The following is a 15723-nucleotide window of genomic DNA, read 5'->3' on the forward strand; positions in this document are numbered from 1 at the left end:
ATATAAAATCATATCGTTGACCATCTTTGGTTTTAAAACCTGGTGATGACCGTGGCTGTAAAACCAATGCGCCATTTTTAGCCCCCTGAGCTGCAGCTCCATGTACGATGTAGATGGTTTTTTCGGAGTCAACATATGCCTGCAGTTCATTGTTGAAATGCATACCCGTTACTTCGGCGTTCCATTTTGACCTGTCAAGTTTTGTACCGGAAAAGTCATCAAAAAAGACCACCTTCTTGTTTTTGGGTAAAGTTCTTTTTATCATCAGGGATGAAGTGGTCAGGATCAAAATCACTGCACTAATAATAGGGAGAATATATTTGTATTTATTTTTTTGATTGTTCATTAAATTAAGAATAATAGGACTATAAATCCTGTTCTGGAAACCTTTGTGCCATTTTTTGATAGTTCAACGGCTGCACTAAAATGGTGTATTTTTAGTTTTTATTGATTACTGATACACCCTAACATAATCAACTTCCATAGTGCCGGAAGTAAAGTTTGGGTCAACTGAGCCGCCAAAACTGCCTCCCATTGCTAAATTTAAGATGACGAAGAAGTTTTGATTAAATGGCAATGTATTATCATTGGGCACCGTAAAAAAAACATTACCGTCAATTGAAAAATTAATGGAAGCCGCCGACCAGTCGAGTGCATATAAATGAAACTGGGCTGAGCTATTTTGGATGATCGTTGTACTGCCCCTTCCGTTGGCGCCTGAATGCCCCGGGTAATGAAGCGTACCAAAAATCTTATTCAACTCTGAACCCCGCTGCTCCATAATATCGATCTCGCCGCAATTTGGCCACCCGGCAGTTGAAAAATTATTACCCAACATCCAGATTGCCGGCCATGTGCCCAAACCAGCAGGCAATTTCGCACTCACCTCTATTCTTCCGTATTTAAATGAAAACTTACCGTTTGAAAGCATCCGGGCAGAAGTATAGGCGCTGCCATTATAATTTTCTTTCACTGCCGTAATTTTAAGGGTGCCGTTAGATACGTTAACGTTATTACTTCTGCTGGTATAATATTCCAGTTCGTTGTTACCCCAGCCACCTCCTCCGGTGCCTGTATCGTAACCCCATTTTGATGGATCGGGCGCACCATCGGTATTGAATTCGTCTGACCAAACCAGTGTCATCCCTGCAGGACCACCGTTTGAAACGACTGTTACCTGTACAGTTTTAGCTATCGTTTGCCCGCCGCTGCTTTTAGCAATTACATTAACCGTATAAGTACCCGATGAAGGGTACTTATACGTAATAATTCCTGTTGGCACAGTTTGGAAAGTGCCGTTACCAAAATCATAATCATAACTTACAGCATTAGTAGCTGTTGCAGTAAACGTAACATTACCGCTATTATCGGTACTAATTGCTGCGCTTACTGTAAGATCTGTTGGCGCCGGGCTCATATTACCATTACTGCTGCTTTTTGAGCAGTTGGAAAATGCCATGGGCATCAAAAGGATCAAAATTATTTTTAAATATTTCATGATTTGACTATTTAACTTTCAGCTTTTGATACCAGGCGTTCCCGTCGATACCAATGTTTCTCAAATAAAGGGTTGTTGGCGTAATGGCTAATATTTCGTAAGTATTACCGCCCGTGCCAAAATTGATGAGGCCATTACCCGGTACCATAAATTGTATGCCGGTTGAAACAGCTGATGTAGAGCCTGACGTGGCATTCATAAACGTCAATTGTTTGGCTCCGCTCAGCGTTACAGTATAGCAGCCATCACCACCACTTTGGCCATAAAATGAAGTGGATGCTGCGATCAGAAACGATTGGCCCATATTATTAATGGACATTGAAATATTTCCGTTAGCATCTTTTGAAAATGTAATCTCATCATCATACTGGCAGGCGGCCCTTGAGTTTGGCGTTGCAGCATAGTAATCGGGTGAAAATGTTCCTGCCGGGCCAACGCCGACATGTCCTACTGCACCTGCATCCGTGATCCAAACCTGGGATGAACCATTCGTTAGGTCTTGTACAATATCCGTAGGTATAGTAAAGGCTGTAAAAACGGTCACTTCTTTTGTGATAGTCGAAATTGAGCCACCGGTGCCAATTGCATTTACCGTAATGGTATAAACATTTGTCCCTGGGGTTGAATATTTGTAGACTACATTTCCGGTAGGTACGATCTGGCTTGTGCCGTCACCAAAATCAATTTTATATTTTATGGCGTTGGCTGCTGTTATGGAAATAGTTACTTCGCCAGATCCGCTGCCGTTTGGATTATTACTATCAGCACCTGACACAACGGCGTTTAAGCCTAAACCCGATGGAGCCTGTAATGACCCAAATGAATATATTTCCTTCTTGCAGCTTATGAAAGCCATTAGCATAAAAAGGAATGTGGTTATCGATATTCTTATTTTCATGATTATTTTTTTATTAATTAAGTGAAATATCATCAAACAGGTAAGTAAAATTAGCCGATCCGTCGCCCATTGTACCCAGATCAAATATGATGGTTACCTTGTCATAGGACTGCGAAACATCGATGGCGCTAAAATCAAATGTCAGGTTTTCCCATCCGTTAGCAGTTGTGGTATTAACCGCCTGCTGATAACTAATTGCTCCATTCGTGCTGTTTTCAACCTTCAGCAGTACATTTGCGCCAACTCTTGGCGAGTACACTTTCATACTGAAAATTTTCTTTGTTGAAAAATCAATAGGGTGGGCTAATGTGATAGAACTTCCTCCATATACCTGACCGGCATTTTTTATCATTTGGGCTACGTGACCGCTTGTGTTAGTCCCAGATACCTGAGGATTTGCTACAACGGCACATTGTCCTCCTCCAAAATCAGTAAATGCATAGGTAAGTGAAGTTGACTCAAAATCTAAAGGGAGTGCCAATACGTTAGGTACAACATTTGTAGCCAAAAACTTTACATCATCCCAATAATATGTACGGCCATCACCGCCGTTATTAAAGTCAAAGAAGATTGACGCCATATCATACCGGTAGGTATTGTTGAAAGCAGCTGTACCTGTAGCCTGGTATTTAAAATCAAATATCAAAGTCTCCCAGGTGTTGGCAAGTGTAGTAACCGCTTCGGTTTCTACCGAATGGGTATTGTCAGCATGGTCTTCAACTTTTAGCCTTACATGGATCCCTGCGGCCGGCGAATAAACCCGCACGCTCATTTGACTGGTATTTGCAGTAAGCGGAATGGCAGATGAGAATCCGGAGCCTGTTCCTAAAGTTGTACCTGCCCAGCTTGCAGCACCTGCAGGTTTGGTAGTAATTTTAACTTTATTCGCGCCGTTTGTAGGGTCAACGCCATCCTTGGTTTGTGCATTTCCAAAATCTATCACCGTATAATCAACTGTTGGATCATCAAACGTTACAGGAAGACTTATTTGCGTTAAGACAGGTGGTGGTAAAAATAGCAGATCATCCGCGTAGAAAACTGCGCCGGTGCCAGCATTACCAAAATCAAAGAAGATGGACGCTTTATCATAGGTATCCGCAGTATTTAAAGCAGGTGTACCCGCTGCTTGATTTTTAAAGTCAAAAACTAAAGTTTCCCATTGATTTGACTTGGTCGTCTTGACATCAGTTTCAACTGAATTGGAAGAATTGTTATGATCTTCAATTTTTAATTTGATGTCTGCTCCGGCTATCGGTGAATAAACCCGCACACTCATTTTTGTTGCAGCGAAGGTAACCGGAATAGGTGTAGCAAAACCAAGCGCTGTGCCAATAGTTGTGCCGGCCCAAACCTGGGCTCCGCTGGTTTTAGTAACTTTCAACGCCATGTTTGCACTATTAGTCGGGTCAGGAGCGACCATTGAGCTGTTGCCGCCAAAATCCGACATGGTGTAATCATACACAGGATTGTCGAAATTGACAGGCAAATCAATTTGCTTGCCTACTTTTATTGTATCCATTAAGGTAGTAGTTGCTGCACCGCCACTTAATGCCACAACAGTTATATAATAAACCCCGGCATTAGGATAAGTATGATAAACTGTTTGCCCCTGCAAAAAGGATTGAAAATGTAAAGGGCTTACATTGGTTGAATCCCCGTAGTAAACCTTAAAAAGGGTTTGGTATTTTGCTGTTGCAGATAATCCGATGGTTAACCCATTGGTAGTTGTAGTAACCTTAAGGCTTTCAGGTGCTCTAAAAGACACCGTTAACGGTTGCGTCATTTCAGTAGTTTTACCTGTTATGCCGTGACCCACAACTTTTACGGTGTATGCGCCTTCGGCATAGGTGTGCTTGGTGTTTTTGCCTGCGGCAAAATTAGTGAAACCCGAACCACCATCGCCATAATATATGTCATAAGATGTGGCGCCCTCACCGTTAGGTGTGATGGTAACCAGGCCTGTATTATCTTGTGTAATATCGAACATTACAGATAATTTAGCCGGTGAACCAGCCGTGTTTACAAACGAGGTATCGTTGAAGTTGTCTTTTTTACAGCTAATTACTATAAGTAATAAAGCCATACCAAGAAAATATTTTGTTAAATTCATGATTGTTCTTTTTAATGATGATTGATTAATAACCAGGATTTTGTTGCAGATGTGACACAACAACCTCACTTTGCGGTATAGGGAACAACTCACTTTTGCCTGTTTTGAAATTAGAACCCAGTACGGTTGCTGCCTGACCGGTTCTTACCAGGTCAAAAAAACGTTCACCTTCCATAGCCAATTCTAATCTTCTTTCATTTAAAATGGCAGTATACAAAGCCGGCCCGGAAGCAGTAACGTCGAAGCTTGCATCGGATACCCGGAATGCCCTGCGGCGAACCTGATTCAGGTATAATTGGGCCTTGCTGTCGTTATTGGTTTGGTTATAGGCTTCGGCGGCCATTAAAAGTACATCAGCATATCGTATGGTGCGGTAGTTGTTCAGGTAATTTAACTCAACCTGTCCGCTTGTCTGGCCTTTACGCGGTAAATACTTTTTATCATAATAGCCGGTATTCTCATAAGGTGCCACTTCGTAAGTAATACCATAAGCCGGGTTTGCAGCAGCATAAGCGGCAACGTCAAACAAAGTGCCATCGCGGCGCTGATCGCCTGCCTGGTAGGCATTATACAAATCACCTGATGGTAGATTTGTACTCCATCCCGCGGCATAAGGCATATCGTTTGAACCATTTAACTGCCGAACTCCACACTGTTGTACTGCATAATTACCCTGTCCCTGTAAAACATTTGACCATTGATAATAGGGAGATGTATTGGTGTATTGGATCTCGAATACTGATTCAGGACCATTTTCGCCAGATTTTACAAAAATGGAGTCGAATTTTGCTACCAGGCTGAATGTACCTGCATCAATAACACTTTGCAATACTGCCGACGCCGGAGCATATTTCTTTTCATATAAATACACTTTTCCTAATAATGCTTGCGCAGCATATTTTGTTATCCTTCCGGCTTGTGATTGTACGGTAGGTAGAACAGCTATGGCACTATTTAAATCCGCTTCAATTTGCTGGTAAACATCGGCCGCTGCAGCTCTTTTTAATGTTCCTGAAGCCGAAAAATCCAAACGCTTATCTGTAAAAAGCGGGACACCGCCAAACATTTTCACTAATGTGAAATAGTAATATGCCCTTAAAAAATAAATCTCGCCATACATGGCATCTTTACCGGCAAAATTAACCTGGCTGCCGGCAGGGTTTGCTGTTTTGTACTCTGTAAGATAATTGGCTCTGTTTATACCCTCGTAGGCAAATTGCCAGATATTTAAAAGCGAACCATTGGTTGGTGAAGTTGTAAACTGATCGATTTGTTGCAAATCGAGCACATCTGAAGCGCTTTCACCGCCCGCAACTGCATTGTCAGAAGCGATATCGCCTATTGGTACAACCTGGTTTAACCATTGTAATGGTGTATATACGCTTATTTCCATAGTACGGTAATCACTTTCGGATTGCAGATACGATGATGCGGTTACCAGGTAAGCATCTTGTGGGTTGTAATCAACAAATTTTTTACAGGATGCTATTAAACCGATAGCGCTGAGAAAAACTGCTATTTTAATATATTTTTTCATATTGATATTTTTATGATTAAAATTTAAAATCAAGACCTAAAAGGAAAACACGTGCCTGCGGGTAATACCCGTAATCAACACCGCTGTTTAGTAATCCGCCGGAGATTTCAGGGTCAAAGCCGGTATACTTGGTGAAAGTGTATGCATTTTTTACCTGCGCATAAATTCTGAATGAAGTGTTTTCACCTTTTAAAACAGACTTAGGAATAGTATAGCCTAATTGCAAATTCTTAATTTTTACAAAAGAACCGTCTTCAATGTACCTGTCTGAAACACGGGCGTTATCATTTGGATCGGTGAATGTATATAATGGGTACTCGGCGTTGTTAGTAGTTCCCGGCCCGGTCCAACGGCCTAATATTGTGCTTGGCTTATTGGTAAAGTTTGCGTTCCTGTCCCAGGCTTTGAATATTTTATTACCCTCAGATACGTAAACAAAGGCGGTAAAATCAAATTGTTTGTAAACCAGGTTCAGGTTCCAGCCGATAGTGAATTTAGGAAATGCATTGCCAAGGCTGGTTTGATCAGCACTGTTGACTACGCCATCTCCGTTGATGTCTTTATACTTGATATCGCCCGGTTGTGCGCCTGTTTGGGTTGGCGAAGCAGCAATCTGTGCAACTGTTTGGAATAGCCCGTCAGTTTTGTATCCCCAAAAAGTGCCAGGAGCATAACCTTTCTTAAATATCGTTGTTGGTTGCGATTGGCCATTAAAAAAGTAACCGCCCTGCACAATAGCGCTATTATCCGAGTTGGTTGACGTTACTAAACTGGAAAATGTGCCAAAAGTTAATGAAGTACTAAGTTTGAAATTTTTAGATATCCTATCATTGTAACTAACCATGGCATCAATTCCTTTGGTGCTGGTAGTTCCAATATTTGCGTTTGATGCAGGTACTGTACCTAAATAGGCTGATTGTGAAGGGGTAAATAACAAACCGCTCACGTCTTTTTTATACACATCCAGGGTGAAGGAAAATTTATGGCTGAGTTCAATATCGGCGCCAATATCAATCTGCTTGTCCTTTTCCCATGCCAGATCAGGGTTGGCCAGCGAGCCTATTGATGAACCTGAATAGAAAATATTATTAAAGTTATAGCCATTACTATTACCAATGTTATTGTAAGGCCCCCCGGTTATTATGGAAGTAGTTTGCACATTTGAGGCGTTGCTGTTACCTGAAACACCATAGCTACCCCTTAATTTCAGGAAATCAACAAGGTCAGAGTGGAAGAAATCTTCCTTCGAAATTATCCAACCCAAAGAACCTGCATAGAAATTACCGAACTTATTATTGGCGCCAAATACCTGGTCGCCGTCTATTCTGTCGCTCAGCGTTACTAAATACTTTTCTTTATAATCATAATTCAAACGGGCGAAATAGGATAATTTATTATCTGAGTACTGGTAGTAATAGCCGGTTTGGGCATTGGTATTGGTAGCCGTATTTACGCCGGTAGCAGCCGTATAATCAGCAAATGTCCAGGAATTAAACGGAACATCCTGGCGGCTTACACCGATCTGGTTGCCTGATGATTCGGCCAATGCAAAACCTACAACCGCCTGAAAATGATGGTCATTTTTTAAAGTGTAATCATAATTGGCGTAAGTATCCCAATTCCAGTTAAAATTGCTGTTTCTTACCGACGTAACAGAATTATGATCGCCACCTACCGCTGATTGGTCTGCGTTCATGGTATTATCCGTATTGTTTAGGCCATAAAAAACAAGCGGATTAAATGATTTCGCGTTGTCGTTATAGTCTGTATATCCGAAGCGTGAGGTAAGCTTTAAATCCTTGATCAGTTCATATTGTAATTCAAATTTGCCATAAAGTTTATTGCCTAATCTTTTGTTGTAGGTGTTTTGTAAAGTGGTTAACGGGTTATGAACTTCCTGTAATTCAAGCGTACTAAAACCATATTGCCCTGTCGTATTAGCCACATTATTGTAGACCGGAACCGTAGGGTCAAAATTTAACGCCTCACCTATAATGCTGTTGAAAGAGTTTTCGCCGACACCCTTCGAGTTTAAAACGACATCGGTTACATTAAAAATGAATTTTAATTTGGAGGTAAGGTCGAAATTAAGGTTGGCTGTAAAATTATAACGTCCGTAGTCTGATTTACTTCCACCGCCAACTATCCCCGCCTGATCTGTTGCACCGGCTTCAAGAAAGTAAGTGATCTTTTCAGACCCGCCTGTGGCAGATAGCGCATAATTTTGCAAGGGGGCCTTTTTAAAGATCTGGTCTTGCCAATTGGTGCCTACGCCGACGGTGCTCAGGTTAGGAAAAATTGGAGCTCCGCCTGACAGTGTACTCCCCTCGTTTAACATTGCAGCATACTGGCTGGCATTTAAAACAGCAACCTCATTGGCTACTTGCTGCTGGCCGTAACTGCTGCTCAGCCTGAATTGTGTTTTCTGATTTTTTTTGCCGGATTTCGTCGTAACCAATACAACGCCATTACCGCCTTTTACACCGTAAATTGCTGTTGCGGCCGCATCTTTTAAAATAGATACTGACTCAACATCCATAGGGTTAAGTGAGTTGAAATCTGTAAGCGTTTGTTCCACGCCGTCAATAACTACCAAAGGATCACTGCCTGTGTAAGATGGAACACCGCGGATTAATAGCGTGGGGTTAGTTCCGGGCGATCCGCTTTGAATGATCGTAACGCCAGAAACTTTACCCTGTAAGGCATCTTCAATCCGCACGGCATTTGTTTTCTCTATATCCGTGTTTTTGATTGTGGCGATTGAGCCGGTCACTTTTTCAGTTTTTTGCGAACCATAGCCTATTACAACGACTTCGGAGAGTGATTTTGAGGAGCTTTCCAGCAGTGAGAAATTCATTTCACCACCTTGTGTAACTACCTTTTCAATAGTTTCAAAGCCAATAAAACTGACTACTACTGTTGCGCCTTTTTGTGGGATGGTAAGCGTGTAGTTTCCAGCCTGATCAGACGTGGTGCCAACTGTGGTGCCTTTTATTTTAATGGAGGCACCGGGTAGAGCTATACCGGTACCGTTTTCTGTTACTTTACCGTTTATGTGAATATTTTGAGCAAAAGCACTGCTGCCAAAAAATATTAATAAAGCGAAAACCAAACAAAACGTAAATTTTAATTGCATATAAATTTTAATTTTTAGAATGATAAATATTGATTGCCTTTGCATTGGCTTTTTTTGCCATTGCAGGTATTTCTTTAATAAATAAAGACGAAGCGGGGACAGGGTCAGGGCGGCGATAGCTCTATTAAATGAATTGCGATTAAATGAGCACTAAAACTTTTGCGCCTGCGGGGAGCAAAAAGTTTACACAAACTTTCTTTTCTCATATAAGTTACTTTAGGTCTTAAATTTAAAACGTAGATGACGTCGGTTTACAGCGGCAAATGTATATGGGTATTCACTGTTAGGTGAAAGTCGGACTACGTCACTACTACACAGTGTCGAAAAATCTTCGATTTGACGGTTATTACCCCCATATTTGATAGATATATAAAATATAGACCATCACTTACTATGTTTTTACGGGGTATACTATTTTTTCTGGCGCTTGCGGCAATGCAGTGGGTTGCGGGGCAAGCTCATATTGGACAGCGCGAAATCATTAATTACCGGAAGGGCCAGTACAACGCCGGTACACAAAACTGGAAAATCCGTCAGGATGAACAGGGGAGGATGTATTTTGCAAATAACGAAGGCCTGCTGGTGTTTGATGGAATTAACTGGCAATTGTACCCTTTGCCTAACAAGACGATAGTACGGTCTCTTGAGTTCGGTACCGATAAGAAAATTTACGTAGGCGGCCAGGATGAACTGGGGTATTTTTCTTCTGGTAAGGCTGGGGCGTTAGTTTTTACTTCAATAAAAGCATTGATTCCCGCAGCTGACAAAAACTTTTCTGATATCTGGGATATTGTCAATTTCCAAAATTCAGTTTTTTATCGTTCACATTTTAAGATATTCAGATACAGTGCTGGTAAAATCACGGTTTATCACTCCAACTCATCATGGTTATTCTTTGGTAATCATCTGGGCAATTTGATTGCCCAGGATGAAAAAAGCGGTTTGTTAATATTGAAGAATGGAAAATGGCAAACCTTTATCGAACAAAACCGATTGCCAAAAGATTTTTACATTACTTCGATAATTAAATATAGCAAAGATACCAGCCTGGTTACTACATCTAAGAACGGCGTTTTTCTGCTTTACGGCAATCAATTAAAACCCTGGCCGCTCACTGGAATTAAAGTAGATAACAATCAGGTTTTTTCAAGCGCCCTGGCTTTGGATAAAAGTAATTTCCTCATCGGCACCTATTCAAACGGTATTTATTTAGTTGACCGGTCAGGCAACGTAGTTGAAAATATCTCCCAGAAAGAAGGTTTACAAAACGGCAATGTGCGCAGTAACTTTGTTGATTCAAACCATAATCTTTGGCTTGGATTGGACAATGGGATAGATTACATCGCTTATAATAATGCCGTTAAGCATATTAATCCCCCAATTTTTAAGGATGGGGGAGGCTATGCGGTGAATGAATTTGAGGGCAACTTGTATTTTTCTTTATCAAATGGAATTTACCGTCTGCCTGTTAGCAATTCGGGTGACCTAAGTTCAAGTGCTGAAAATATAAGTACAGTTACACAGGGACAATCATGGCATCTTGGTGTTATCGATAACTGTTTGCTTGCGGGTAATGACAACGGTGTGTTCCAGATCAGGAACAATCAACCTGTTACTATTGATCCAAGTTATGGGTTTTGGATATTTCGGTCGTTAGCGGATAAATCGGGCACTAAACTTATTGCAGCGGGTAATTACTACGGTGTTGAACTTTTTGAATATAAAAATGGCACTTTTATAAGTAAAGGCAACCTGGGTAACTACAAAGAATCAGCCAGATTTCTGGAAATAGACAAAGACAATAGTATTTGGACCTCCCATCCATACAGGGGGGTTTATAAACTCACATTGGGTACTAGTGACAATGTAAAACTGTACACAAAAGCCCAGGGGCTTCCGTCTACTTTAAACAACTTTGTTTTTAAGATTAAAGGGACGGTAGTTGTAGCAACTGAAAAGGGCGTTTTTGAATACAATAAAAAAGCGGATAAATTTGAAATGTCGAAACGGTTTGCAGCTGATTTTGGCAACAGGAATTTAAGATATTTAAAAGAAGATCCTTTCGGTAATATTTGGTTTGTAGAGGGGAAAAATGTAGGTGTAGTAGACTATTCAACGTCAAGGCATGAGATAATATATTTTCCGGAACTCAATAATCGTATTCTCAGCGGCTTTGAAAATATTTATACGAAAAATGATTCGAACGTTTTTGTAGGGGGAGAGAATGGCTTTTATCATATCAATTTCGCCAAGTACAAAGCTAATATTCAACCTATAAAAGTTTATATCAGGAAAGTAAAAGCGATATCTACTACAGATAGCCTGCTTTTTGGCGGTTATATTGATAATTCATCCGATCAAAAAAATGCTAAAAAAAGTACTTTGGCATTAAGCTTTCTGTGGAACTCTCTGCATTTCGAGTTTTCCTCGCCGGTATTCGAGGCGCAATCTACTGTTGAATACAGCTATTTGCTGGAAGGCTATGATAAGGGTTGGTCTGAGTGGTCAAAAAAAGCGGAAAAAGATTATACAAACCTCTCGTGGGGGAAGTATATTTTTAAGGTAAAGGCAAGGAACCTACAAAACAACACATCTTCGATTTCCAGCTACGCCTTTTACATTAATCCGCCATGGTACCAAACGATTTGGGCTTATACTTTTTACCTGTTAATATTTGCCGGATCGCTGTATTATTTTTACAAGTTGCAGGAGAAACGACATATAAGGAACCACGAAAAAGAGCTTTTATTACAACGACAAAAAAATGAAGAGGAGCAGCGGCAAATGGCCTATCTTCATCAGCTTGAATTAGAAATATCTGAAAAAGAAGTTATTAAGCTTAAAAATGAAAAATTAGAAACTGAGATAGAGTACAAAAACTCCGAACTGGCTTCTGCAGCAATGAACATCGTTCAGAAAAAGGAATTTTTAATCAAAGTAAAAGAGGAATTGCAAACGCTTATCAAATCCGGCAAAGAGAGTATACAAACGTTTGAAATAAAAAGAATAGCCCGCTTGCTTACTGAGGATAAAAAAATCAACGAGGAATGGGAACAGTTTTCCATTCATTTTAATAAGGTACATGGTGATTTTCTTAATAAAATCAAGGAAAGGTATCCCGCAATTAATCAGCAGGAGTTAAAACTATCTGCCTACCTGATCATGAACTTGTCCAGTAAAGAAATTGCGCAATTGATGTGTATTTCAGTGAGGGGTGTTGAGATCAGCAGGTACAGGCTCCGGAAAAAGCTTCATATTCCAACAGAAACCAATCTTTTTGAATTTCTTTTTGAGATACAAAGGGAAGGGATCTCCCAATAGTTTAGCGTAAAGGTGAGCGCGTTTGCTGTTATAATCAGAAAATGTGGGTAAACATGCTACGATACGATATGAAGGGAATTGTAGCCATGACTTTACATATTACTGATAAGTCAGCACTTCCGGAAAGTTATTATGAGATGGAAGCTGCATTTATTGATAATATTTTGATACCAAGACAGGTGTAAACCTACCTGTCACCAACTGTGAAAGGATAATCAACCTATTTCTCAAAGAAAGGATAAAACAGTATAGTGTACATTTTATACACTGTACTGTTAATCAGATATGCTTGTCTAAGGCATAGCTGAGGATATATAAAAGCGGAAATTCTCATCACCGTTTGAGGTATTGGGCCTTTAGAAGTTGGGAATATTTTCGTTTCCAGCAGACGACATTTAATCTTTATGAAAATATTCCCATGATTGGGCTGGAATAAATAACAAAAAGCGATTTGTTGAAAGGCTGGGTTTTATAATGCGATCGAAACAATATCACGTTGGTGAGGTTATATAATTACGTCAAAAGTTGGAAAATAAAAACAAGGAGCTTTTAATTTCTTGTACAATTATTTACAAAAACAAAATAATGAACACAAAGCAAATCGTACTCGCATCAAGACCAAAAGGTATGGCCACTGTTGATAATTTCAGATTTGAAAACATTGAATTGCCGGAAATGAAGGCCGGGGATGTGTTGTTAAAAGGCTTATATTATTCAGTCGATCCTTATATGCGTGGCAGGATGAACGATGCAAAATCATACGCTCCTCCTTTTCAAGTTGACCAGAGTATAGAGGGGGGAGTAGTAGCTAAAGTCATTGAAAGTAAATCAGATCATTTTAAAGCCGGAGATACAGTTATTGGAGGTTTGCCCTGGCGTGAACAAATTATCGCATCTGAAAAAAGCATCAAAAAAATTGATACAGCCATTGCGCCGGCAAGTTATTATTTGGGTATTTTAGGGATGCCAGGTCTTACCGCCTATTTCGGATTAATACATATTGGCAAACCTAAACCCGGAGAAACAGTCGTCGTATCCGGAGCAGCCGGCGCAGTTGGTGTAGTGGTTGGTCAGCTGGCTAAAATCCATGGCTGCCGGGTAATTGGCATTGCTGGTTCTGACGAAAAAATAAAGTTATTAAAAGAGGAGTTCGGTTTTGATGATGCCATCAATTACAAAACTACTACTGATATGAAAAAGGCAATTGCGGCATTATGTCCTAATGGCGTAGATATATATTTCGATAATGTAGGTGGCGAAATATCAGATGCAGTAATCAGCAATATAAACTTTAATGGCCGCATACCTCTATGCGGCCAAATAGCTTTATATAACAGTACGGAGGAACCTGTAGGGCCCCGCTTGCAGCCTATGCTGCTTACAAGGAGTGTGCTGATGCAAGGATTTATAGTTGGCAATTTTCAAAGCATGTACCCTGAAGCGATCCCGCTGTTAGCGCAATGGGTAAAAGAAGGTAAGTTAAAGTTTACCGAAACAATTGTTCATGGTTTTGACCAGATACCATCGGCCTTGATTGGATTGTTTAAAGGAGAGAACACCGGAAAGATGATCGTTGAAGTTTAAAAAATAGTTATTCAAAAACTTAAATTATGAAAGTATTAATTGTATTAACGTCCCATAGTGAATTGGGAAATACTGGTAAAAAAACCGGCTTCTGGATAGAAGAATTTGCGGCGCCATATTATGTTATGGCGGATGCCGGTGTAGAATTAACTATCGCTTCTCCTGGTGGCGGGCAGCCGCCCATTGACCCTAAGAGTGAAGCCCCTGATGCCCAAACTCCGGCTACTAAGCGATTTAATATGGATCAGGATTTAAAAGACAAGTTGTCACATACTGTAAAACTGAGCGGAGTAAGCCAGGCTGACTATGATGCGGTTTTTTATCCCGGTGGGCATGGTCCGTTATGGGACCTGGCAAATGATGAAAAATCAATTGCACTTATTGAAGATTTTTATAAACATAACAAGCCAGTGGCCTTTGTTTGCCATGCACCGGGGGCCCTTATTAAAGTTAAGGCACCAAATGGCGAACCTTTGGTAAAAGGCAAAGCTGTAACAGGTTTTTCAAACACTGAGGAAGAAGCGGTTGGATTAACCAATGTTGTTCCGTTTTTATTGGAAGATGAATTAAAAAAATTAGGTGGAACCTATAGCAAAGGATCAGATTGGGGCTCATTTGTTAAAAAAGACGGTCTTTTAATTACCGGACAAAATCCCGGTTCATCAGAAGACGCTGCCAAATTATTGTTAAAAACGCTGAAGGAAACAAAATGATTGAATAAGTTTTAATCTTAATGACAGAATCAGAAAATTCAACTGCAGATGGCAGGCCTTGTAGCGAAATAGAAAAGCATTTCCTTTGCGCTCACGCCATTGGGACGCATTGGCCTCCCGATTGACATCGCAAAGGTTGCCGTTTTGCAGGCATCTGGTGATGCTGCTTCGGCAACTGCTTCGGCAACTTCAAATAAGTTTACAAGTTTCCATTCCTCTTAAAAGTGGTTTGAATTCTGCCCAGTCTGGGGAGCAGAATTGGAAAAGCCGATTACAGAAATGTTATCGGCTTTTTTGTTTAGCTTTTTTGCGATATTCGTACAAATGAAACATCACTTTGGCGATCACTTAGATAGAACAGATAGTTATTGGACAATGGTCCCAAATAGAGAACGGTACGCCTACGCTGCGAATATTGATATTGCGGACAAAAATGACGTCAAAATTTTAACAATCAGTAAAGATCATGCAAATTGGGAACAGGTCTTCAAATGTCCTAACATTGAAGAACTTACTTTACATAATCCAAGCGCAGAGCAGGTCGATAAAATACAGCAATTAAAATCACTTAAAAGACTGCGGGTAACCTTTTTTCGTGCAAAGAATATTGATTTTGTTGAGGCACTATACAATTTGGAAGAAATTGTATTTGAATATGTCTCAGGATTTTCCGATCTATCACCATTGCAAAAACTACCAAAATTACGGTCCTTACATCTTGAAAATTTGCGTCGGGTTTCAAACTTCAATGGCCTTAAAGGCATCAATAGTTTAAAGTATTTACATATTGATGGAACCCTTGACTGGAATCAGCCAATTGAGAATTTCCTGTTTTTAGCCGGACTACGAAACCTTGAAGTATTTTCTTTACGCTTTGTAACAAGTAACGCAGATTTTCCCGCATTCTTACCTATTGTTGATTTAAA

Annotated in this window: 11 protein-coding genes; 5 read left to right on the forward strand and 6 right to left on the reverse strand. The window is 40.3% G+C overall.

Going from position 1 to position 15723, the window contains the following annotated elements; genetic code table 11:
- The 6 genes from QZY09_RS22955 to QZY09_RS22980 all read right to left on the reverse strand — a co-directional run.
- Positions 1-346 (reverse strand): hypothetical protein (locus QZY09_RS22955; protein ID WP_295676587.1); only part of this gene is annotated, 346 nt, incomplete at its 3' end.
- A gap of 105 nt (positions 347-451) precedes the next feature.
- On the reverse strand, positions 452-1498 hold the full coding sequence (locus QZY09_RS22960; RefSeq protein ID WP_295676588.1) for a family 16 glycosylhydrolase: 1047 nt from the start codon (positions 1496-1498) through the stop codon (positions 452-454).
- A 7-nt stretch (positions 1499-1505) separates the two neighbouring features.
- Complete coding sequence (locus QZY09_RS22965; RefSeq protein WP_295676590.1) at positions 1506-2396, reverse strand: PKD domain-containing protein; 891 nt, start codon at positions 2394-2396, stop codon at positions 1506-1508.
- A gap of 13 nt (positions 2397-2409) precedes the next feature.
- The gene (locus QZY09_RS22970; RefSeq protein ID WP_295676592.1) at positions 2410-4506 is read right to left on the reverse strand and encodes a hypothetical protein; all 2097 of its coding nucleotides are present in this window, start codon (positions 4504-4506) and stop codon (positions 2410-2412) included.
- Between the two features lie 25 nt (positions 4507-4531).
- The gene (locus QZY09_RS22975) at positions 4532-6043 is read right to left on the reverse strand and encodes a RagB/SusD family nutrient uptake outer membrane protein (RefSeq protein ID WP_295676594.1); all 1512 of its coding nucleotides are present in this window, start codon (positions 6041-6043) and stop codon (positions 4532-4534) included.
- 16 nt (positions 6044-6059) lie between these two features.
- Positions 6060-9179, reverse strand: coding sequence for a TonB-dependent receptor (locus QZY09_RS22980; RefSeq protein ID WP_295676596.1), 3120 nt, complete (start codon positions 9177-9179; stop codon positions 6060-6062).
- Positions 9180-9614: 435 nt separating this feature from the next.
- Between QZY09_RS22980 and QZY09_RS22985 the strand changes: the two genes are divergently transcribed.
- The 5 genes from QZY09_RS22985 to QZY09_RS23005 form a co-directional block, all read left to right on the forward strand.
- The gene (locus QZY09_RS22985; protein ID WP_295676598.1) at positions 9615-12500 is read left to right on the forward strand and encodes a triple tyrosine motif-containing protein; all 2886 of its coding nucleotides are present in this window, start codon (positions 9615-9617) and stop codon (positions 12498-12500) included.
- 53 nt (positions 12501-12553) lie between these two features.
- Positions 12554-12685 (forward strand): hypothetical protein, encoded by a 132-nt coding sequence (locus QZY09_RS22990; RefSeq protein WP_295676600.1) that lies wholly within the window; start codon positions 12554-12556, stop codon positions 12683-12685.
- Between the two features lie 400 nt (positions 12686-13085).
- Positions 13086-14084, forward strand: coding sequence for an NADP-dependent oxidoreductase (locus QZY09_RS22995; protein ID WP_295676602.1), 999 nt, complete (start codon positions 13086-13088; stop codon positions 14082-14084).
- 26 nt (positions 14085-14110) lie between these two features.
- Positions 14111-14797: a type 1 glutamine amidotransferase domain-containing protein gene (locus QZY09_RS23000; RefSeq protein WP_295676605.1), complete on the forward strand. Its 687-nt coding sequence runs from the start codon at positions 14111-14113 to the stop codon at positions 14795-14797.
- A 258-nt stretch (positions 14798-15055) separates the two neighbouring features.
- Positions 15056-15723, forward strand: a 668-nt coding sequence (locus tag QZY09_RS23005) for a hypothetical protein (RefSeq protein WP_295676606.1), incomplete at its 3' end; no start/stop codon positions are given.

Origin of the sequence: uncultured Mucilaginibacter sp. (assembly GCF_903913935.1) — a bacterium.
In the GTDB taxonomy this organism is placed as follows: Bacteria; Bacteroidota; Bacteroidia; order Sphingobacteriales; family Sphingobacteriaceae; genus Mucilaginibacter.